Origin of the sequence: Sulfitobacter sp. THAF37, from assembly GCF_009363555.1 — a bacterium.
GTDB lineage: Bacteria > Pseudomonadota > Alphaproteobacteria > Rhodobacterales > Rhodobacteraceae > Sulfitobacter.
Genome location: NZ_CP045372.1, coordinates 983,894 through 1,002,688 on the forward strand (window position 1 = coordinate 983,894; position 18,795 = coordinate 1,002,688).

At 61.5% G+C, this 18,795-nt stretch carries 19 protein-coding genes; 10 read left to right on the plus strand and 9 right to left on the minus strand.

What is annotated here, in order from left to right; translation table 11 throughout:
• The 9 genes from paaZ to FIU94_RS04940 all read left to right on the plus strand — a co-directional run bounded on the left by paaZ (position 1) and on the right by FIU94_RS04940 (position 7,626).
• On the plus strand, positions 1-2,025 hold the full coding sequence (gene paaZ / locus FIU94_RS04900) for a phenylacetic acid degradation bifunctional protein PaaZ (RefSeq protein WP_152464707.1): 2,025 nt from the start codon (positions 1-3) through the stop codon (positions 2,023-2,025).
• 7 nt (positions 2,026-2,032) lie between these two features.
• Positions 2,033-2,803 carry a PaaX family transcriptional regulator C-terminal domain-containing protein gene (locus tag FIU94_RS04905; RefSeq protein ID WP_254702616.1) on the plus strand — a complete coding sequence of 257 codons (771 nt, stop codon included), beginning with the start codon at positions 2,033-2,035 and terminating at the stop codon, positions 2,801-2,803.
• A 53-nt stretch (positions 2,804-2,856) separates the two neighbouring features.
• Positions 2,857-3,471, plus strand: a complete 615-nt coding sequence (locus FIU94_RS04910) for a ribonuclease D (protein ID WP_152464709.1) — start codon at positions 2,857-2,859, stop codon at positions 3,469-3,471.
• Positions 3,468-4,430, plus strand: coding sequence for an SIS domain-containing protein (locus FIU94_RS04915; protein ID WP_152464710.1), 963 nt, complete (start codon positions 3,468-3,470; stop codon positions 4,428-4,430). Before FIU94_RS04910 ends, FIU94_RS04915 begins: the two co-directional genes overlap by 4 nt.
• 5 nt (positions 4,431-4,435) lie before the next feature.
• Positions 4,436-5,044, plus strand: a complete 609-nt coding sequence (gene lptC / locus FIU94_RS04920) for an LPS export ABC transporter periplasmic protein LptC (RefSeq protein WP_152464711.1) — start codon at positions 4,436-4,438, stop codon at positions 5,042-5,044.
• Between the two features lie 5 nt (positions 5,045-5,049).
• Positions 5,050-5,544: a lipopolysaccharide transport periplasmic protein LptA gene (gene lptA, locus FIU94_RS04925; protein WP_152464712.1), complete on the plus strand. Its 495-nt coding sequence runs from the start codon at positions 5,050-5,052 to the stop codon at positions 5,542-5,544.
• Complete coding sequence (gene lptB, locus FIU94_RS04930; protein ID WP_152464713.1) at positions 5,544-6,302, plus strand: LPS export ABC transporter ATP-binding protein; 759 nt, start codon at positions 5,544-5,546, stop codon at positions 6,300-6,302. The genes lptA and lptB overlap by 1 nt, the downstream gene beginning before the upstream one ends.
• A 250-nt stretch (positions 6,303-6,552) precedes the next feature.
• Complete coding sequence (gene raiA / locus FIU94_RS04935) at positions 6,553-7,116, plus strand: ribosome-associated translation inhibitor RaiA (protein WP_152464714.1); 564 nt, start codon at positions 6,553-6,555, stop codon at positions 7,114-7,116.
• 45 nt (positions 7,117-7,161) lie between these two features.
• Complete coding sequence (locus FIU94_RS04940) at positions 7,162-7,626, plus strand: PTS sugar transporter subunit IIA (protein ID WP_152464715.1); 465 nt, start codon at positions 7,162-7,164, stop codon at positions 7,624-7,626.
• 7 nt (positions 7,627-7,633) lie between these two features.
• Here the strand turns inward: FIU94_RS04940 and FIU94_RS04945 are convergent, their stop codons facing one another.
• The 9 genes from FIU94_RS04945 to cysQ form a co-directional block, all read right to left on the minus strand.
• Positions 7,634-9,061: a nodulation protein NodH gene (locus FIU94_RS04945; protein WP_152464716.1), complete on the minus strand. Its 1,428-nt coding sequence runs from the start codon at positions 9,059-9,061 to the stop codon at positions 7,634-7,636.
• A gap of 3 nt (positions 9,062-9,064) precedes the next feature.
• Positions 9,065-10,762 (minus strand): beta-1,6-N-acetylglucosaminyltransferase, encoded by a 1,698-nt coding sequence (locus FIU94_RS04950; RefSeq protein ID WP_152464717.1) that lies wholly within the window; start codon positions 10,760-10,762, stop codon positions 9,065-9,067.
• Complete coding sequence (locus FIU94_RS04955) at positions 10,759-11,769, minus strand: glycosyltransferase family 2 protein (RefSeq protein WP_152464718.1); 1,011 nt, start codon at positions 11,767-11,769, stop codon at positions 10,759-10,761. Before FIU94_RS04955 ends, FIU94_RS04950 begins: the two co-directional genes overlap by 4 nt.
• Before the next feature lie 42 nt (positions 11,770-11,811).
• Positions 11,812-13,053, minus strand: a complete 1,242-nt coding sequence (locus FIU94_RS04960; protein ID WP_152464719.1) for a glycosyltransferase — start codon at positions 13,051-13,053, stop codon at positions 11,812-11,814.
• The gene (gene galE / locus FIU94_RS04965; RefSeq protein ID WP_152464720.1) at positions 13,013-13,996 is read right to left on the minus strand and encodes a UDP-glucose 4-epimerase GalE; all 984 of its coding nucleotides are present in this window, start codon (positions 13,994-13,996) and stop codon (positions 13,013-13,015) included. The genes FIU94_RS04960 and galE overlap by 41 nt, the downstream gene beginning before the upstream one ends.
• Positions 13,997-14,016: 20 nt before the next feature.
• Entirely contained in the window at positions 14,017-14,910 is an 894-nt protein-coding gene (gene galU / locus FIU94_RS04970; RefSeq protein ID WP_152464721.1) for a UTP--glucose-1-phosphate uridylyltransferase GalU, read from the minus strand.
• A gap of 116 nt (positions 14,911-15,026) precedes the next feature.
• Positions 15,027-16,262, minus strand: coding sequence for a glycosyltransferase family 2 protein (locus FIU94_RS04975; RefSeq protein ID WP_152464722.1), 1,236 nt, complete (start codon positions 16,260-16,262; stop codon positions 15,027-15,029).
• Entirely contained in the window at positions 16,259-17,059 is an 801-nt protein-coding gene (locus FIU94_RS04980; RefSeq protein ID WP_152464723.1) for a 3-deoxy-manno-octulosonate cytidylyltransferase, read from the minus strand. Before FIU94_RS04980 ends, FIU94_RS04975 begins: the two co-directional genes overlap by 4 nt.
• Positions 17,059-17,856 (minus strand): 3'(2'),5'-bisphosphate nucleotidase CysQ, encoded by a 798-nt coding sequence (gene cysQ, locus FIU94_RS04985; protein ID WP_152464724.1) that lies wholly within the window; start codon positions 17,854-17,856, stop codon positions 17,059-17,061. The genes FIU94_RS04980 and cysQ overlap by 1 nt, the downstream gene beginning before the upstream one ends.
• Before the next feature lie 114 nt (positions 17,857-17,970).
• Between cysQ and FIU94_RS04990 the strand changes: the two genes are divergently transcribed.
• On the plus strand, positions 17,971-18,795 hold the full coding sequence (locus tag FIU94_RS04990; protein WP_152464725.1) for an ABC transporter permease: 825 nt from the start codon (positions 17,971-17,973) through the stop codon (positions 18,793-18,795).

Here is an 18,795-nt window from a genome sequence, read left to right on the forward strand (position 1 = left end):
ATGCTCGACGTTTCCAGTTACGCCGCCGGACAATGGATCGCACCGGGGGCCGGTGCCCGCAACATCGCCAGCGCCATCACCGGAGAGGTGATCGCCCGTGCCGGAAACGACGCGCTGGATGTGCAGGCCATGCTGTCTTACGCCCGCGACACCGGCGGCCCGACTCTGCGCAGGATGACGTTTCATGACCGCGCACGGATGCTCAAGGCGCTGGCGGGCTATCTGAACGACCGCAAGCAGGCGCTTTACGACCTCAGCTACGACACCGGCGCGACCCTGTCAGATCACCGGATCGACGTCGACGGCGGTATCGGCACGATGATGGTCTTTGCCTCCAAGGGGCGGCGCGAGATGCCCGATGCGCATGTCTATCTGGACGGTCCCCCCGAACAACTGGGACGCGGCGGCCAGTTCTTCGGCCGCCACATCTGCACACCTTTGCAGGGTGTTGCGGTGCACATCAACGCTTTCAACTTCCCGGTCTGGGGCATGCTGGAAAAGCTGGCTCCGACCCTGCTGGCCGGGGTCCCCGCGATCGTGAAGCCCGCGACCGCCACCTGCTATGTGACCGAAGCCTGTGTGCGCATGATGTTGGACAGCGGGCTGCTGCCAAAGGGTGCCTTGCAACTGGTCAGTGGCGGCCTGGGCGATATGCTGGACCATCTCGACTGCCAGGATGCGGTCGCCTTCACCGGGTCCGCAGATACTGCTCTAAAACTGCGGGGGAACCCGAAACTGATGGAAAATTCCGTGCGCTTTGCGTCGGAACAGGACAGCCTGAACGCCTCCGTGCTCGGGCCGGACGCCGCACCGGGCACACCGGAATTCGACCTCTTCGTGAAAGAGGTCCAGCGCGAAATGACTGCCAAAGCCGGTCAGAAATGCACCGCGATCCGTCGCATCATGGTCCCCGAAAACCACGTCGGGGCTGTGCTTGAGGCAATCAGTTCCCGCCTTCTCAAGACCAAGGTGGGCGATCCACGGGCCGAGGACACCGGGATGGGCGCGCTGGTCTCGACCACGCAGCGGAACGATGTGCTGGAAAAAGCCGCAATGATCGGCGCAGAGGCAGAGCGGGTATTCGGCGATCCCGACAACTTCGACGTCGCGGGCGCTGACGCCACAAAGGGTGCTTTCCTACCGCCGATGCTGTTCTATTGCCGCGAGCCGGACACGGCCGAGCGCGTCCACGACACCGAAGCCTTCGGCCCCGTCGCCACCGTCATGGCTTACCGCGACCTTGACCACGCGATCGGCCTGTTGAACAGGGGCAAGGGGTCGCTCGTCGCGTCGGTCATCACCAATGACGGTGAAACGGCGCGCGCGCTGGTGCATGGGTCGGCAGCCTTCCACGGGCGGCTCTATTTCAACAACCGCGCTTCGATGAAAGAAGCGACGGGCCACGGTTCCCCCCTGCCGCACATGGTCCATGGCGGCCCTGGCCGTGCGGGCGGCGGAGAGGAGCTGGGCGGCATCCGGGGCGTAATGCATTACATGCAGCGCACCGCGATCCAGGGCAGCCCCGACATCCTGACCGCGATCGGCCAACAGTGGGTGCCAGGCGCCACAGAGATTTCCGACCGCGCGCACCCCTTCACACGGACCTTTGGCGACCTTGATCTGGGCGAGACATTCAATTCCCCGTCCAGAACCGTCACGCTCGATGATATCGAGACGTTTGCACATTTCACCGGCGATACCTTCTATGCCCACATGGACGATGAAGCTGCCCGGGCGAACCCGTTCTTTCCCGGCCGCGTGGCGCATGGGTATCTGCTGCTCAGCTTCGCGGCTGGTCTTTTCGTGCAGCCCGATCCGGGGCCGGTTCTGGCAAATACCGGGTTGGACAATCTGCGGTTCATGGAACCGGTGGCTGCGGGCGACAGCATCAAGGTGCGGCTGAGCGTCAAGCACAAGACACCGCGCAACGACGACTATGGTGAAGTGCGCTGGCATGTGACCCTGACCAATCAGGACGACAAGCCCGTCGCGGAATACGAACTACTGACGATGAATGCGTACTGAGGATTTCATGTCTCTGACCGCCCCCCTGCGTGCCGTGGGCGGCGGGCGGGTCTGGTCGCTTATGATCAGCCTCTTCGGGGATCTGGCGCAGGAAGAAGGCACCGCCATAGACGGGCCGGTCCTGTCGGCAATGATGACATTGCTGGAAGTACGACCCGAAGCCGCGCGCGTTGCGCTGCACCGGTTGCGCAATGATGGCTGGATCACTTCTGAAAAGGTCGGACGGATCAGCCACCACAGTCTGACCGAAAAGGGGCGGGCCGAAAGCGCCGCAGCGACACCGCGTATCTATGCCGCCCCCCCGGGCCCGTCCGAAGGCTGGCAGCTGGTGGTTTTGAAGGCGGCGGACCATCATTCCCCCACGGCGATGGCCGCCTACGGCTTTGCCGCGCTGGCGCCCCGCCTGTACGTCGGCCCCGCGAACACGCCTCCGCCACCCGATACGATGACCGCCACCGGAGAAATACCGCCAGCGTGGCTGCGCGAACAGCTGCGCGACGAATCGGTGGACAATGCCTATTCCGAACTCGCCCAAAGCCTCGAAAGCCTCGAAGAGGCGCTACCATCCTCCGACACCATATCGCCCCTCCAGACCGCCGTTCTCAGAGGTCTGATCGTACACAACTGGCGGCGACTGATTCTGAAGTTTCCCGTTCTGCCGCCGGAACTGAGCGATCCTGACGGGCCTGCCCGCCGGTCACACCTGAGGGTCGCGGCCCTGCTGGACCGGTTGCCGCGCCCCGCCGTGGGCGATCTGGCCGGGCAATCTGCCGCCTGACCCAACGTCTAACGCGCTTTCCCAAGCATCGCTGGCGGGATATAGAGTCTGTCATGACAAACACGTTACACCAGAACGACCTGCCCGACGGCCTGAACCTTGGTCCGGTCGTCGCCATAGACTGCGAGACGATGGGCCTGAACCCGCATCGCGACAGGCTTTGCGTTGTGCAGCTCTCTGCCGGCGACGGCAACGCCCACATGATCCAGATCGCCAAGGGCCAGACCGAGGCACCTAACCTTTGCCGGCTTCTGCAGGACCCCGATGTGCTGAAACTGTTCCATTACGGACGCTTTGACATCGCCGCGATGCTGAATGCCTTTGGCACGCTGACGGCGCCGGTCTACTGCACGAAGATTGCCAGCCGACTGGTGCGCACCTACACCGACCGTCATGGACTGGCAAAATTGCTTCAGGAATTGCTGCATGTCGATATCTCCAAGCAGCAGCAATCCAGCGACTGGGGGGCCGACAGCCTGACCGACGCGCAGCTCGACTATGCCGCCTCCGATGTCTTGCACCTTCACAAGCTGCGCGGGAAACTGGATGCCATGCTGGCCCGGGAAGGCCGCACAGAGATGGCGCAGGCCTGTTTCGACTTCTTGCCAATGCGGGCAAAGCTGGACCTGGCGGGCTGGCCCGACACGGACATTTTCGCACACTCATGAAGACACCTTTTCTCGATACCGCGAGACGGGTGATCCGCGCCGAAGCTGCGGCGCTGGAGACCCTGGCCGAGCGATTGGATGACCATTTCCGTTCCGCCATCGACCTGATGCGCACGTGCAAGGGCCGTGTCATTGTCACCGGCATCGGAAAATCGGGCCACATCGCCAAGAAGATCGCCGCCACACTGGCCAGCACCGGCACACCCGCGCAGTTCGTGCATCCTGCAGAAGCCAGTCACGGCGACCTCGGGATGATCACCGCCGCCGATGTGGTCCTGGCGATCTCGAACTCGGGGGAGGCCCCGGAGCTGAGCAACCTGATCGCCTATTCCAGGCGCTTCGACATCCCGCTGATCGGTATGACCAGCCGCCCCGACAGCGCCCTGGGCAACCAGTCGGACGTGATCCTGGCCCTGCCGCAGTTGGGCGAGGCCTGCGGTACCGGGGCGGTGCCCACCATCTCGACCACAATGACGCTGGCGCTGGGCGACGCCTTGGCGGTGGCCCTCATGGAAAACCGCGCCTTCACCGCCGAACACTTCCGCAACTTCCATCCGGGGGGCAAGCTTGGGGCGCAGTTCAGCCGGGTGCGCGATCTGATGCACACTGGCGATGCCGTGCCGCTGGTGCCCGAAGACGCAGGCATGGCGCGTGCCATTGAAGAGATCAGCACAAAGGCCTTTGGCGTCACGGGGGTGATCGACAATCAGGGGCGGCTGACAGGCGTGATCACCACCGGCGACCTGGGGCGGCACATCGAAGGATTGATGGCGCTCAACGCCCGCGATGTGATGAGCCGTGCGCCCGTCACGATCGGCCCGGACGATCTGGCGGAACGCGCCGTCGGGATCATGAACGCCCGCAAGATCAACTGCCTGATGGTCGTTGACCCCGCCGAGCCGGGCTTGCCTGCCGGGCTCTTGCATATTCACGACTGCCTGCGCGTCGGGCTGGGCTGAGTGCCATGCAAGCCGACCTCCATTCACGCATGGTGTCCCTTCTCAAGGTCCTGTTCCCGCTTCTGGCCCTTGCGCTGCTGTCGACACTTTTCCTGCTGTCCCGGAAAGTCGATCCGGATTCCGTGATTCCCTTTGCCGACAAGGAGATTCAGGACCGGCTGCGGGACCAGCAGGTGACTGGTCCGTTCTTCTCTGGCACCACCGCAGACGGCGACCAGATTTCCTTTTCCGCCGAAAAGCTGACCACCCCTCAGAACGAGGTGGGCGCAAACCGGGCCGAGGACGTGCGGATCGTGATGGATCTGGCAGGGGGCACAAATCTGACCCTTAACGCCAGAGTGGCCCATTTCGAGCTGCCAAAGGACCGCGCAGAGCTGGAAGGCAACGTCGTGATCGAGACATCCACCGACTACAGGATCGAAAGCGACCGCCTGACCACGCAGATGACGGAGCTGGACGTCCGCTCTCCCGGGCCGGTTCAGGCGCAGGGTCCGATGGGCACTCTGAACGCAGGCAGCATGACGATCGCCTCCCCTGAACAGGGGCAAGCCGCCCAATTGATTTTCAAAGACGGCGTGAAACTGGTATACAATCCGAAATTATCAGAAAAGTGACTGCCGTGAGACATCCAAGATTACTGTTGCTGCCCGTCTTTCTTGTCACGTTCGCCGGGTCCGTTCTGGCACAGGGCGCCAATGTCGCCTTTGGCACCATCCAACAGGATACCGATCAGCCGGTCGAAGTGACCGCCGACAACCTGTCCGTGGACCAGGAAACAGGCACCGCGATCTTTACCGGCAATGTGAAGATCGGTCAGGGCGAACTGCGCCTGACAGCTGCCCGTGTGCTGGTTGTTTACCGCGAACAAAACAAGGGCATCGCCCGCTTGGAAGCGACCGGCGGCGTGACCCTGGTTTCCGGCCCCGATGCGGCGGAATCGGATCGGGCGGACTACAACATCGACGACGGCACCATTGTCATGACGGGCAACGTGCTGCTGGCGCAGGGTCCCAGCGCCCTGTCCGCCGACAAGATGAGTATTCGCCTGTCCGACGGCACCGCAGAAATGTCGGGGCGTGTGCGGACGATTCTGCAGACAGGCACCGATAACTGATGCCGCCCCCCGGCCTGAAGGTCTCTCAGGGCAGTTCCGGCCTGAAGATCGAGCATCTGCGCAAGTCCTACCGCAAGAAGACCGTGATCCGGGACTTCTCGATGCATCTTGACCGGGGCGAGGTCGTGGCGCTGCTGGGGCCCAACGGTTCGGGCAAGACCACCACTTTCTACGCGGTGGCCGGGCTGGTGACGCCCGAGGGGGGCAGCGTGACGGTGGATGGCAAGGATGTGACCCTGCTGCCGATGTACCGGCGCGCGCAGCTGGGGATCGGGTATCTGCCGCAAGAGATGAGCATCTTCCGCGGCCTCAGCGTTCAGGACAACATCGCGGCAATCCTCGATATTTCCGTCCCGCATCGGCACAAGCGGCGCGAAAGGCTGGAGGCACTGCTATCGGAGTTCTCCATCGAACACCTGCGCCGCGCCCCTGCCCTTGCGCTGTCGGGGGGCGAACGCCGGCGGGTAGAGATTGCCCGCTGTCTGGCCGCGAACCCCAGTTACCTGCTGCTTGACGAACCATTTGCCGGGGTCGATCCGATCTCTGTCGGAGACATCCGGTTGTTGGTCGCTGACCTGAAGACCAGAGGCATCGGCGTGCTGATCACCGATCATAACGTACGCGAAACGCTGGAGATCGTGGACCGCGCCTACATTCTGCACGAGGGCAAGGTGCTGATGTCCGGCACGCCCGAGGAGGTCGTCCAGAACGAGAACGTCCGCCGCGTCTATCTTGGTGAGAATTTTCGGATTTCTTAATATTCAGTGAAGCGGCAACGGCGAAATTCGGCTTCCCGCCGCGCCTTGACCATTGACTTTGAAGTCCGTTCTTGGCCTCATAAAGGCATGGCAACATCGCGTTCCTGTTCAAGACGACTACCGCCTTCACACCAAGGCACGGTCAAGAACAACCCGGGCGCAGGGCCATTTTTCCGCATTTGAGCAATGTCATGCCCCGCCCCGGCGGCCTGCGCATCATTGCCCGAATAAGTGATAACAAGGAGAAGCTATGCGGTATCAAATCAGTGGCAAACAGATCGACATCGGCGAAGCACTGCAGACCCATGTTCAGCAGGAACTGGGCGCAGCCGTCGGAAAATATGCCGAGCGTCCGACAGACGCGCAGGTCGTCTTTTCCAAGTCGGGGCACGAGTTTGTTTGCGAGGCGACCGTCCATCTTTCCACCGGACTGAACGCATCCGCCAAGGCCCATAGTAACGAGATCTACAGCGCCTTTGATGCCTGTTGCGAGAAGATGGAAAAGCAGCTGCGGCGATACAAGCGCCGGTTGAAAGACCACCATCAGACCCGCGCCGAACCTGTTGAACTTTTCGGCGCGTCCTCGTATATCCTTGCCTCTACAGACGATTCTGACGCTCAGGAACCCGAAACTCTCCAGCCCATGATCATCGCGGAAATGCAGACAAAGATCGCAACCTTGTCTGTCGGCGAAGCTGTCATGCAAATGGAACTCGCAGGGTCTCCGGTGCTGGTGTTTCGCAAGGAAGGCAACGAGGGACTCAACGTCGTGTACCGCCGCGAAGACGGCAACATAGGCTGGATAGATCCCTGATCGAGAACCGGGAAAGCCCCGGAGACAAAGGGCAGGAACCACCGAATGGGACTTGGAAAACTACTCAAGCCGGAAGCGTTGAAGGTCGTGAATGCGGCCTCCAGCAAAAAGCGACTGATGCAGGACCTGGGTGATCTGGTCGAATCCGCGTACGGGTTCCAGTCCGATGTTGTGGTCGATGCCCTGATGGCAAGAGAGGCCCTCGGGCCGACGGGTGTGGGCCACGGCGTGGCCCTCCCCCATGCCCGGCTCGACGGGCTGGACTCCGTGGTGGGCGCCTTCATCCTTCTCGACCGTCCCGTTGATTTCGCTTCGGTCGATCGGCAGCCGGTGGACATCGCCTTTGCTCTCTTCGCACCAGAAGACGCGGGCGTCGAACACCTCAAGGCGCTGGCGCTGGTATCTCGCACCCTGCGGGATACCGCGATCTGCAGCAAACTGCGCGCGAACCCGGACCCGGCAACGCTCTATACGATATTGACCGAAGAACCGTCGGTGCAGGCGGCCTGAAGCGGCCCTACTTCCAACGCGTGAAACCGAAGGTGACATAGTCGCGCTGATAGGTCTGCGCGGCCAGCTTCTCGATTTCGTCGTCGTAGATGTCATCCAGCGTAAAAGGCTGATCCGCATCGGCCGCCGGAGGGTGCGGTGCATCGGATATACCGACGGTCGCCGCCAATTCGGGTAGCTCCTCGGCCATGTCGGTTTCGCGAATGATCCGGTCCGGCAGACACAGGTCTCCGAAACCCTGAATGGCCTGAGCCTGCGAACACCATGCCGCATCCACCCGGATCGCAGTCTGTCCGGCCAGATTGCCCTTGAGCCAGCCCAGAAACGCGGCAAAGGCAGCCCGGTGTTCCGCCACCCCGTAGGAATCGTCCGGGCCGTCTGACGGAAGCGGCATGTTGTAGCGCCGGATCATCGTCTTGCGGAGCTGCACGAAACTGCCCTTGCCGGTGGTCAGGATATGGCGGCAGAAGGCATCATGCGCACGGGCCAGCGGATGCCGGATCACGGTAAAACTGCGATGGCCGGGCTTGTCGCGCTTCCATTGCCGCAGGTCCTTCTGCGACATCTTGGAGCGCAGCGCCCCTCGCCCCACGCCGTCCAGCGCCGCCAGCCACTCCATGATCTCGACCCGCGGCGCGGACCTTAAGGGCAGATATAGCAGGGGTGCCTCCGCCGCCGCGACGTAAGATGGCACGTTCGGCCCTCTGCGCGGCTCGAAATTCGGCGTGCGGGTCAGGTCGAACCGATCCATCCGCGACAGCGCGCCGATCATCTCGTCGTAATTGCTGACCTTGGCGGATATCGGGCTGGGGTTCTGCTTTTTCAGGTTGGTGTCCAGCGCCTCAAGCGTCTCGTCCACGCCCAGATACCTGGCCAGCCCGTTCATCACATCAACGCTCTGCAGGTCTTCGTAGGCCACGTAGAAAGCGGTCTGGCCGCTGATCTGCAGACGATTCAGCAAAGTCACCTGAAACGTCTGCAAAGCTTCAAGATGCGCTTCGAACTCGGGCGCGTCAAAGACCGCCTGCGCCGCCTTATGGGCCTTGGCATCGGTCAGCTTCCACTGGCCTGTTTGTTGCGCGATCTTCCAGCTGACGTAGCTTTCGACCGGATTACGCGTCAGGATGATCTTGGCACATTTCGGATCGTCCATAATGGCATCGAACACGCGCGGATCGTGATCGTGGAAATAGCGAAAGCCGCTCAGCCGTGCGGTGTTGTTCCGCATGGCATCCAGCAGAAGACCGGGATCCCGGTCACGGGTATTCTGGTCGATGCCAAGGATCGGCTCGCTATGCGGGTATCCCAGGAAGTGCGGGTTGAACGCCTCGCCGTGGCAATTCACACCTTTGAAGGCGTTCAGGTTGCTTTCGAGAAAGTTCGATCCCGTACGCATTTCGGCGAACACGACGAAGATGTCGAATTTGTCGGTCATACCTTACTGCACCAGATAGGGTTTGCGTTGAGTTTTCTGGTTCAAAGCCATGCCGCGCTCGGCAGGGAAATCACCCATCAGGTAGGGATGCATCCCCTGGTTCTTGAGGTTCTGAAGGAATTGACCGAAACCGCTCAGGTCAACCATCTTTGGCGCTTCGGACAGGCGGCGCAGTTTGGTGCGTCCGATCTCATCCAGGATCCCCTGCAGGGGCTCCATCGGCGCTTCGATGAATTCGGCCATGGTCCAGATTCGCACCCGCGCCTTGGTGTAAGGCGACCGCAGCACATCCATGTGCTCGCTCTCGACCTTCTGCAGGTGCGCGGCGATGGTACGGATCTCGGCAAAGTCCAGATTCGACCGGAACAGCGGCACTGCCCAGGCCCCGGTAATCACAGACACCTGCGCGTTCGGATCCTTGGCCACGCGCCAGTTGATATCCTGGTTATCCGCCGGACCGAACTGGAAACACTGCCGTTCACCGCGCGTGTTCCAGATCAGGTTCGTCAGGAACGCCTTGCTGTTGTAGTCGCGCAGTGTGGGTGATTGCGAAAGCGCGCCGTTGATGGCTGACTGCCCTTCGGCGTAATGCACACCGTCTTTGGCGAAGAGGTGCCCGTGAACCCGTGCGCCGGTTGCCTTGGCCAGCCAGGGCTCGAAATTCTCGAACAGCTCGGCAAAGCCCTGAAACATGGAATAAGGCGCAGCGGTGACACCGTTTTCCCAATCCTCGTTCGGAAAACGGCTTTGCATATACAGGCCCGACCGACCGCGCGTCCGCCGTTCCACCGCCTTGGAAAAGATGCGGTCGATTTTGCCGGGGTTCGGCTCTGTCTTCTTCATCGCACCTGCCGCATCGGTCAGGAACGCCTGGTAAAGCCGGTCGGCGTAGGGCCAGATCTTGCGCGCCACGAAACAGTCCGAGCGGCGCAGCAGTTGGAGGTGATCATCGTAAAAGATGTGCGGTTTGCCCTGGAAGTCGAATTTGGACAAAGTCAGCGACCGGCTTTCGATCTTTTCCGAATAGAGCCGCGCGAGCGTTTGAAAATAGGCCTCGTCGGGGATCCAGACATGACGGAAATACCGATCATAAGTTGCCCGCTCGGGATCCTGAAGCACCGCGGTAAGGGTGCGTCGTGACAAGCACCACCATTGCGACCCCATATGAGGGACAATCCCGTTGGGCATCTTGCGTTTAAGGCCGATCGCCCGCTGGATCGCAACCGACTTGTCGAACAGATAGCGCCGCTTCTTCCAGGAAAACGGGAAATGCATGGTGAACCGCTCTTCGTCCAGCCCGCCGACGGTCCAGGGCACATCGGCGGTTGTCGCGCTTTCGATGAAGTCGGTGTTGGGCCGTTCGTCCAGATAGTCGATCAACTCCTGCACCGGGCGCAATGGCAGGCAGGAGCCGGAGGCAAGATAGACATGCTTGATCTGCGGGTAGCTGGCCAGCAGCAGTTCCGACGCGCTTTGCGAGGCGGCGACAATGCCCCATGTTCCCCATTCACAGCGATACCTGGCGCAGAACGACACGTTCTTCAGGTCCGAAAGCGCGGTCACGAATGTGTCGTAGGTCTTGCGCGGAACGCCTTTGTCCACGTGGATCACCACCGGGCAGCCAGCCGCAGACCAGTGCCGCGCCACCTGTTCAGCGCGGCCAAGCGCGGTATGCACCAGCATTGCGATACCGACCGTCATGCCCAGTTCCCCTTGGACATCAGGCCCAGAATCTCAAGCTGTCGCCAGTTGATGTAGCGTTCCGACCATTTGCACCAAAGCTGGGGGTCTTCCTTGAGCCGCTCGGCATAGGCCTTGTATTCGACCGATCCGGCATAGTGCTGCGATCGCTCCAGTTCTTCCGCGGCTTTGGCGCCGAAGGTGTCGATGAACTTGGCATGCAGTAGCACGCCCGAGGCCTTCTCGCCGCCCCATTCGTCGTAAACCTGGTTCAAACCGCGCGGCAACAGCATGTGGGTCGAGCTTACATAGGTATAGCGCCGGTCCCATTTCACCAGTGGCACCTTGTTCAGCGCAGGCGCCTTGTCCGGTGTTTCGGGAAAGAAAACGCGGGCGCGCGGACCGCCCTGTATCCAGAGGTTGGTGAAAAGATGGTTACGCGAAATCGTGTAATTTCCGCTGTCGAACCACGCGGCGATCTCTATCGGGTTCTGGCCGGGTTGGTAGGGCTGCTCGTCCAGCCGCCCCTTGGGATACATGTCCAGCAGCATGGCCGAAAACGACTTGATCGAAGATGCATCCAGCCAGTCGGTCAGCGCCCGCAGGGGGCGCGTATCGCAGAACGGATAGATCAGGAATTCATCGGGATCGACGGTCAGCGCCCAGTGGCCGTGGGCATATTTCCGGGCCAGCCAATTCAGCCAGTCCACCCCAAACCGCGCCCGCTTGTAACTGGCTGTCGTGCTCCAGACCGATACATCGGGCTGGTCCGCGAGATAGTCGAGCGATCCGTCGGTGCTGTCATTATCGACAAAGAAGAAATGGCCGATGCCCATGTCCCGGTAATAATCGAGGAAATAGGGCAGCCGGATACCTTCGTTCCGCTGGGTGCAGAACAGCAGCAGATCGTCGGGCCGGATTTGTCCGGTCCGGTTCGCGACCCGCTTCAGTTCACGCCGCTTGCGCAGGGCGCGGACGCGCCACCGCTTGCGCTGCACCCTCAGCCAGTATGACTGCAATACTCCCAATAACCGCCCTCTACCTTGCCGATCCGGCCGCGTTTCGAGGCGCTACCATCTTAACCTTAATACGGTCTTGAAGTGCTGGTCCCAATCGGGACCGACAAAGGACCCCGGACCTTCAGAACCTACCGGCTTTGACGCCCACTCTTTTATAACATTTATCCACAAATACCGATCCGAAACAGGTGCGTAAACGGCTTTCTCATGCAAAAATTCCCGCAACACATCCAGATCGTTGCATAAAACCCGCGTTCCAAGCTGCGCCGCCTCCAGCGGAGGCAGTCCAAAGCCCTCGGAAAGGCTGGGGAACAATGCGCCGGAGGCGCCCTGCACCAGCGCCGACAACGCGGCGTCGGTCAGACCTGAAATCTCCTGCACCGGGTGGTCGGGCGGCAGCGCGTCCAGACGGGCGAAGAGCGTATCATTGTTCCAGCCCCTGCTGCCGCACAGGAACAACGCCGGCGCAGATGGACCCATTTCGTCCCAGAGGTTCAGCAGAAAGGCGTGGTTCTTGCGCGGCTCCAGTGTTCCCACGGTCACGAAGTACGAGCCTGCGGGCGGCAGTCCTGCAGGAAGCGCGGAAGGGTCGGGCAACGCCAGGTCCGTCCCGAGGTGGGCCACCAATCCGGGAGGTACCCGGCCCATGCCTTTCAGAACCTGCTCGGCCCGGTCCCGCGTATCGTTGGAATTGTAGATCACCCGGTCGGCCCAGGTGCTGACCCTGCGCAGCTTGGCCTCGAAGGTTGCCACGGTGCCCTGACGCTGGAACTCGGGATGTTCCAGCGGGATGACATCATGCACCAGAACGTGAATCCGGCCTTTCGCCCCCTTGATCCCGCCCAGAACGCGGTCGGTCAGATTGCTATGCCCGACGTTGAAGTAGTCGAAGCCATGCGGGAAATGGCGCTGCAGAAGGCGCGGCAGGCTGGCCCGTCGCGCGCGCGCCACAGCCAGCCGCCTCACGTCGCTTTCGGCCCGTCGGACAGCCTGCGGACGACGCCGCGCCAGCCGGGACAGCAGATCGGCCCGGCCCCAATCATCCCGTCCTTCCACCCGGTCGAGAAAGCATGTAAGCCCGAATCGGTCCAGCAGGACGTAGCCCAGCGCGGTGCGCACTATGCCGAAACAGGGTGCCTCGTCGTGCAGAAACCTCCGCAGGTAGGCCAGTTCGACACGGTCCACGCCCGTGGCAACCCGCCCGGCGCGGCGCAGGCTGCGTGTCAGGTCGAGCAGCCGCACGGGGGCGACGTTATGAATCGTAGTGTCCAGTTTGGTGCCATCTCCACGCATCGGTGATCATCTGCCCGAGCGTGGAGCGATGCGGATTCCAACCCAGTTCAGTCTTGGCGCGTTGCGAACCCGACACGAGCTTGGTGCAATCACCGGCCCTGCGCGGCCCGGCCACATGCGGCACCTCGCGGTTGGTCACTTCGCGGCTGTGGTCCAGCACCTCGCGGACCGAAAACCCCGACCCGGTCCCCAGGTTGAAAACCCGGCTGCCCTTGCCGTCCTGTAACCATTTCAGCCCCAGAACATGTGCATCGACAAGGTCGCAGACATGCACGTAATCGCGGATGCATGTGCCATCCGCCGTATCGTAGTCGGTCCCGTGAATCGTCAGCGCATCGCGTTTGCCGGCGATGGCGTCCAGCATCAGCGGCACCAGATGCGTTTCGGGCTGGTGGAATTCCCCCACTTCGGCCTCCGGGTCCGCGCCCGCCACGTTGAAATACCGGAAGATCACGTGGCGCAGGCTGTCCGACACCTCGAAATCGCGCAGGATGTCTTCGATCGCCCGTTTCGACGCGCCGTAAGCGTTCAGCGGATACTGGGCCGAGTTCTCATCCAGCACCACATTGTCCTGATCGCCATAGGTCGCGCAGGTCGAAGAAAAGACGAAATCCCTGCACTCCGCCGCCACCGCCGCTTCGATCAGGGTCAACGACCCCGACACGTTGTTGCGCCAGTATTTTCCTGGCTGCGCCATCGCCTCTCCGACCTGGCTGAGCGCGGCGAAATGCATCACGGCGATGGGTTGGTAGGCCGCAAAGACTTCGTCCAGCCGGGTGCGGTCCAGAAGATCGCCCCGCTCGAACGGGCCGAACTTTACCGCATCCTGCCAGCCGGTTGCCAGATTGTCGTAAGTCACCGGCGTGAAGCCCGCATGTTTCAGTGCCTTGCAGGCGTGCGACCCGATATAGCCCGCGCCGCCGGTTACCAGGACATTGCGCATGATCGCCCTTTCCGATGCCGCTACTGCGCCGCCTTGTCTACCTGCATGATGCTGCTGAGATAGGAATGCAGATCTTCGCGCAGATCTTCCCGGGCAAGGCCAAAGGCGACAGTGGCCTGCAGGAACCCGGACTTGGAACCGCAGTCGAACCGCTGACCACGGAACCGGTAGCCGTAGACCGGATTGTCCTGCTCGATGTCGCGGGCGATGGCATCAGTGAGTTGAATTTCGCCCCCCGAACCGGACTTGAGCTGGTTCAGATTGCGCAGAACCGACGGTTCCAGGATATAACGGCCGATCACCGCCAGGTTGGAGGGCGCGTCTTCCGCCTTGGGCTTCTCGACCATGCCTTTGACCTTGACCATGTGTCCCATGTCGTCTGATACATCGAGCATCCCATAAGACGACGCGCGCTCCGGTTCCACTTCCATCGCGGCCACCATATTGCCGCCGGTTTCCGCATATGCCTCGACCATTTGTTGCAGACAGGGCTTTTCCGCCGCAATCACGTCATCGGGCAGCATGACGGCAAAGGGTTCGTTTCCGATCAGCCGCCGCGCACACCAGACTGCATGTCCCAGACCCAATGCCTTGTGCTGACGGATATAGGCAATCGCGCCGCTTTCCATGTTGGTATCCTGAAGAGCCTTGAGCAGATCGTCCTTGCCCTTCTTGCGCAGTTCCTGCTCCAGCTGGGGCGCGTGGTCAAAGTAATCCTCCAGCGCACCCTTGCCGCGGGACGTGACAAAGATGAACTCCTTGATACCGGCCGCGCGGGCTTCGTCGATGGCGTATTGGACCAGCGGTCGGTCCACCAACGTCATGATCTCCTTCGGTACCGATTTCGTAGCGGGCAGAAACCGTGTTCCCAGCCCGGCAACGGGGAAAATTGCTTTGGTGACCTTTTTGCGCATTTTGTCCTAAGTCCCTTGGAAGTGACACAAGCCGTCCTGTTCTACGTTTTTCCGTCAAGATATGATACAGAACGATCTAAGTAAAAAACCTTCCAGCGTTTCAAGCTGGCTCGCCTTCACTCTTCGCGCAATCCGCGCTGGCTCGCAACGCGGTTCTGTTCCATTTTCAACCGTCTCTTGCGCGAATTAATGCTCAAAAGTGGCATTTCACGGTCCGACTTTCCAAAAATTCCGCCGCTTTGCAGCCATGATCCGTCCGGCTCGAATGTGACTCTGTGATATCGGGCCGTAAGGGAAAGGCAGATCAGAGTGACAATCTCCCCGTTCCCGACACGCTCTGCGGCGATACGCCGGTCGCGGCGCAGGTGTATTGGCCGGGTCGGCATGACAGTGGCACGACGTGGCAACGACGGGAAAGGCTGAAACGGGGCCCGCGGATGCATGGCGATGCCTGCCGCACCTGGTGTCCGCGTGTTTCCCTCGGCATATCCTTCGTCCAGTCGCCGCATCAGGCGCCGGATCTGTACCGGGTCCAGAGGGCCGGAGACCATGTATTTCAACAGCCGCTGCCGTTCTGTCAGTCGCAGACGATCCCATTGCGCCCTGCGGTCGTCATGCGCCACATGTTTGCGCTGGAAAACGGCCCAGCTTGCGCCGATGTCGAACAGGTCTTTCGGTACCCGGTTGGCACCGCGCAGCGCGTTTGCTGCGAACCCGTGGTGCACCTCTGCCAGGGGAACGATCGCCGTCGCGTGACCGGCGCGTGCCAGTCGCATGTTGAGGTCAGTTTCGTCCAGAAAATAGTGAAATGCGGGGTCAAACCCGCCCAGTTCTGCCAGCACACACCGCCGGAAGGCCATATTCGTACCCTCGGTCTTGATTGCCCGGCCTCCCGGCGGATGCAACACAGTGGGTCGGCGCGGGTCCACCTCCAGCGGCTGAGCCTCTCCAAGGTGATCGAGACTGCGTGCACGCCATTGGAAGGAGATGCCATTGCGCCCCCGAACAAAACCGCCCATCGCCGCGACCTCGGCCCGGTACGCGGGCTGAACCAGATGTCGCAGCCATTGTGGTTCGGGCACCGCGTCATCGTCGATGAAGGCGACGATCTCGCCCGCGGCATGGTCAATGCCGAGGTTGCGGGCAGCCGAGATATTCGGCTCATCGAAGGGCAGAATCTTGAGGCTTTCGGCAAAGGGGGCGGCCCGTGCCATGTCGACACCGCCAGGATCGGCCACCACAACGACTTCGAAACTTGGATACTGCAGTTGCGAGACCCCCAGCAGGCTGCGTCGCAACGCGTCCGGTCGGCCCCGGCTGACGATCACGACACTGACGGTCGGGTCGGTCATTCAAGGCCCATCTGGGCCATCATGCCTTCGATCTTGGGCACATCCTCGGGATTGTTCAGCTCCCAGAAGGCCCGGCCCCGCGCCGCGACCTCGACACACAGAACCGCGCGCCCACACTCCATGAAGCGCAGCTGCTCCAGCCCTTCGAGCTGCTCCAGAGGTCCGACAGGCCAGGTCGGGTAGGCCGCCAGCGCGTCGGGCCGGTAGGCATAGACGCCAACATGATGAAAAACCGGGGTCTGGTCAGTCTCTGCATAGGCCACAGGGGTATAGGGAATGACCTCTTTCGAGAAATAGAGCGCCCTGTGATCCTGCGCAAACACCGCTGTTGTGCCGCCAACGCGACCCGCCTTTCGATCCGCCAGAAGGCTGTTCAGCGCGGCCCCGTCGCATTGCAGAACCGGGGTGGCGATTTCCGCTTCGGGCGCATCACGTAGCCCTTTGACCAGGCTTTCGACAAACCAGTGAGGCGTGAGCGGTGCGTCGCCCTGAAGGTTCACGACGATCTCGAAGCCCCCGCCCAGCGCCGCATGCGCTTCGGCGCAGCGTTCGGTGCCATTGGCGCAATCGGTCCCGGTCATGACGACTTCCGCCCCGAAGCCTTCCGCAGCCTGCCTGATCCGATCGTCATCCGTTGCCACAACCACCCGGTCGACCCCCTGAACCGCGCGGGCCGCCAGCCACGACCGTTCGATCAGGCTCTTCGATACCCCGCTTGCTCCCTTCAGCTCCGCCAGCGGTTTGCCGGGGTACCGTGTGGATGCGTAGCGCGCCGGAATTACGACCAGAACGGACATCAGGCGGGCTTCAGCCCGACACCCGGCGCGTGGGCGATGAAGAACGGGTTGGCAAACCCCGCCTTGCCATAGGTCAGCGGAGCATGATCATCGAAACGGACCACGGCACCGCCGGCGCCGCGCAGCACCGCATCACCAGCGGCCGTGTCCCATTCCATCGTGCGGCCCAGACGCGGATAGAGGTCCGCCTCTCCGGTCGCGACAAGGCAGAACTTCAGCGACGATCCCGCACTCTTCATGTCTTTGACCGCGTATTTCGAGATATAGTCGTCGGTCGCCTGATCACGGTGAGACTTGGACGCCACCACCATCAGCGCCGCATTGTCCGCGTCCGAGACCGAAATGGGCGTAACCGCACCAATCTTGTCCTTGTCGAAATCGCCGGCCTCCTCAACCGACTGGCCGTCGGCCTGGGTGAAGAACATCCGCGACTTCGCCGGAGCATAGACCACACCGCGAGTCGGCACGCCATTCTCGACCAGTGCGATGTTTACCGTGAAATCACCGCGCCGGTGAATGAATTCCTTGGTGCCGTCCAGCGGGTCGACGATCAGGAATGTATCCCCCTGTGCCGCATGCGTTTCAGCCTGCTCCTCCGTCACCAGAGCCACGTCGGGAAATGCGGCGCGCAGACCTTTCGAAATGACTGCGTCGGCCGCTTCGTCAGCGGCCGTCACCGGGCTGTCATCCGACTTGGCTTTGACATCGAAATCGTCCTGTCCGTAGATCTCCATGATCCTGTCACCCGCTTGCAGGGACAGTTTCCGCATCACAGTCACCAATTTTTCGTAGTCCATAATAATTTGCCTGTATCGCATTCGTTGATTAGTCGGATCGCCCCCCTTATGCTGCGCCACTAACGGAACAGCAAGAATTCCGTGAAAACATGGCCAGATCGGAAGGCATTCGAGATGTTCCAGTCCACACGCAAGCCGAAGGGCGGTTTCAGTTCCGCCATGGCAATGGCAGAGCTGGTCTACCACTCCGTCGTCCGATCCGTTCGCAAGCAGCACAACAACGCCTTTGTCGCGATTTTCACAAACATGTTGCAGGCGATCATGTTCGTCCTCGCGTTCTATGTCATGTTTTCCATCCTCGGCATGCGCGGCGCAGCCCTGCGCGGCGATTTTCTGATCTACATCATGTCGGGCATTTTCCTGTACCTGACCCACACGAAAGCCCTTGGCGCGGTCGCAGGTTCCGAGGGTCCGGCAAGCCCCATGATGCAGCACGCACCGATGAACACCATCATTGCCATCGCCTCTGCCGCCGTGGGGGCGCTGTACATTCAGGTGCTGTCGCTGTTCGTGATCCTGTTTGCATACCACGTGGCCTGGACCCCGCTAGAGATCGACCAGCCGATCGCGGCTTTTGGCATGCTGCTGATCGCCTGGTTCACCGGCTGCGCCCTGGGGCTGGTTCTGCTGGCGTTGAAGCCGTGGTTTCCCACGGTGGTCAGCATGTTCAGCATGGTCTACCAGCGCGCCAACATGATCGCGAGCGGCAAGATGTTCGTGGCCAACACCCTGCCCAGCTTCATGCTTGCAATGTTCGACTGGAACCCGTTGTTCCACGTGATCGACCAGTGCCGCGGTTTTGCCTTCATCAATTACAACCCGCGATATACGAACTGGGAATATGCCATGTGGGTTGGTCTGGCCTTTGTCGTGATCGGCCTGATGGGCGAATTCTACACCCGCCGACACGCTTCGCTCAGCTGGAACGCACGGCGCTGA

What these genes read in the sequence shown, in the direction of transcription:
- FIU94_RS04990 (WP_152464725.1), top strand. Translation starts at nt 17,971, where the DNA reads ATGTTCCAGTCCACACGCAAGCCGAAGGGCGGTTTCAGTTCCGCCATG.
- raiA (WP_152464714.1), top strand. Translation starts at nt 6,553, where the DNA reads ATGCGGTATCAAATCAGTGGCAAACAGATCGACATCGGCGAAGCACTG.
- FIU94_RS04945 (WP_152464716.1), bottom strand. Translation starts at nt 9,061, where the DNA reads ATGACCGACAAATTCGACATCTTCGTCGTGTTCGCCGAAATGCGTACG.
- FIU94_RS04975 (WP_152464722.1), bottom strand. Translation starts at nt 16,262, where the DNA reads ATGACCGACCCGACCGTCAGTGTCGTGATCGTCAGCCGGGGCCGACCG.
- galU (WP_152464721.1), bottom strand. Translation starts at nt 14,910, where the DNA reads ATGCGCAAAAAGGTCACCAAAGCAATTTTCCCCGTTGCCGGGCTGGGA.
- lptC (WP_152464711.1), top strand. Translation starts at nt 4,436, where the DNA reads ATGCAAGCCGACCTCCATTCACGCATGGTGTCCCTTCTCAAGGTCCTG.
- galE (WP_152464720.1), bottom strand. Translation starts at nt 13,996, where the DNA reads ATGCGCAATGTCCTGGTAACCGGCGGCGCGGGCTATATCGGGTCGCAC.
- FIU94_RS04960 (WP_152464719.1), bottom strand. Translation starts at nt 13,053, where the DNA reads ATGCGTGGAGATGGCACCAAACTGGACACTACGATTCATAACGTCGCC.
- FIU94_RS04905 (WP_254702616.1), top strand. Translation starts at nt 2,033, where the DNA reads ATGTCTCTGACCGCCCCCCTGCGTGCCGTGGGCGGCGGGCGGGTCTGG.
- FIU94_RS04910 (WP_152464709.1), top strand. Translation starts at nt 2,857, where the DNA reads ATGACAAACACGTTACACCAGAACGACCTGCCCGACGGCCTGAACCTT.
- FIU94_RS04980 (WP_152464723.1), bottom strand. Translation starts at nt 17,059, where the DNA reads ATGTCCGTTCTGGTCGTAATTCCGGCGCGCTACGCATCCACACGGTAC.
- FIU94_RS04940 (WP_152464715.1), top strand. Translation starts at nt 7,162, where the DNA reads ATGGGACTTGGAAAACTACTCAAGCCGGAAGCGTTGAAGGTCGTGAAT.
- paaZ (WP_152464707.1), top strand. Translation starts at nt 1, where the DNA reads ATGCTCGACGTTTCCAGTTACGCCGCCGGACAATGGATCGCACCGGGG.
- cysQ (WP_152464724.1), bottom strand. Translation starts at nt 17,856, where the DNA reads ATGGACTACGAAAAATTGGTGACTGTGATGCGGAAACTGTCCCTGCAA.
- FIU94_RS04915 (WP_152464710.1), top strand. Translation starts at nt 3,468, where the DNA reads ATGAAGACACCTTTTCTCGATACCGCGAGACGGGTGATCCGCGCCGAA.
- lptB (WP_152464713.1), top strand. Translation starts at nt 5,544, where the DNA reads ATGCCGCCCCCCGGCCTGAAGGTCTCTCAGGGCAGTTCCGGCCTGAAG.
- FIU94_RS04950 (WP_152464717.1), bottom strand. Translation starts at nt 10,762, where the DNA reads ATGACGGTCGGTATCGCAATGCTGGTGCATACCGCGCTTGGCCGCGCT.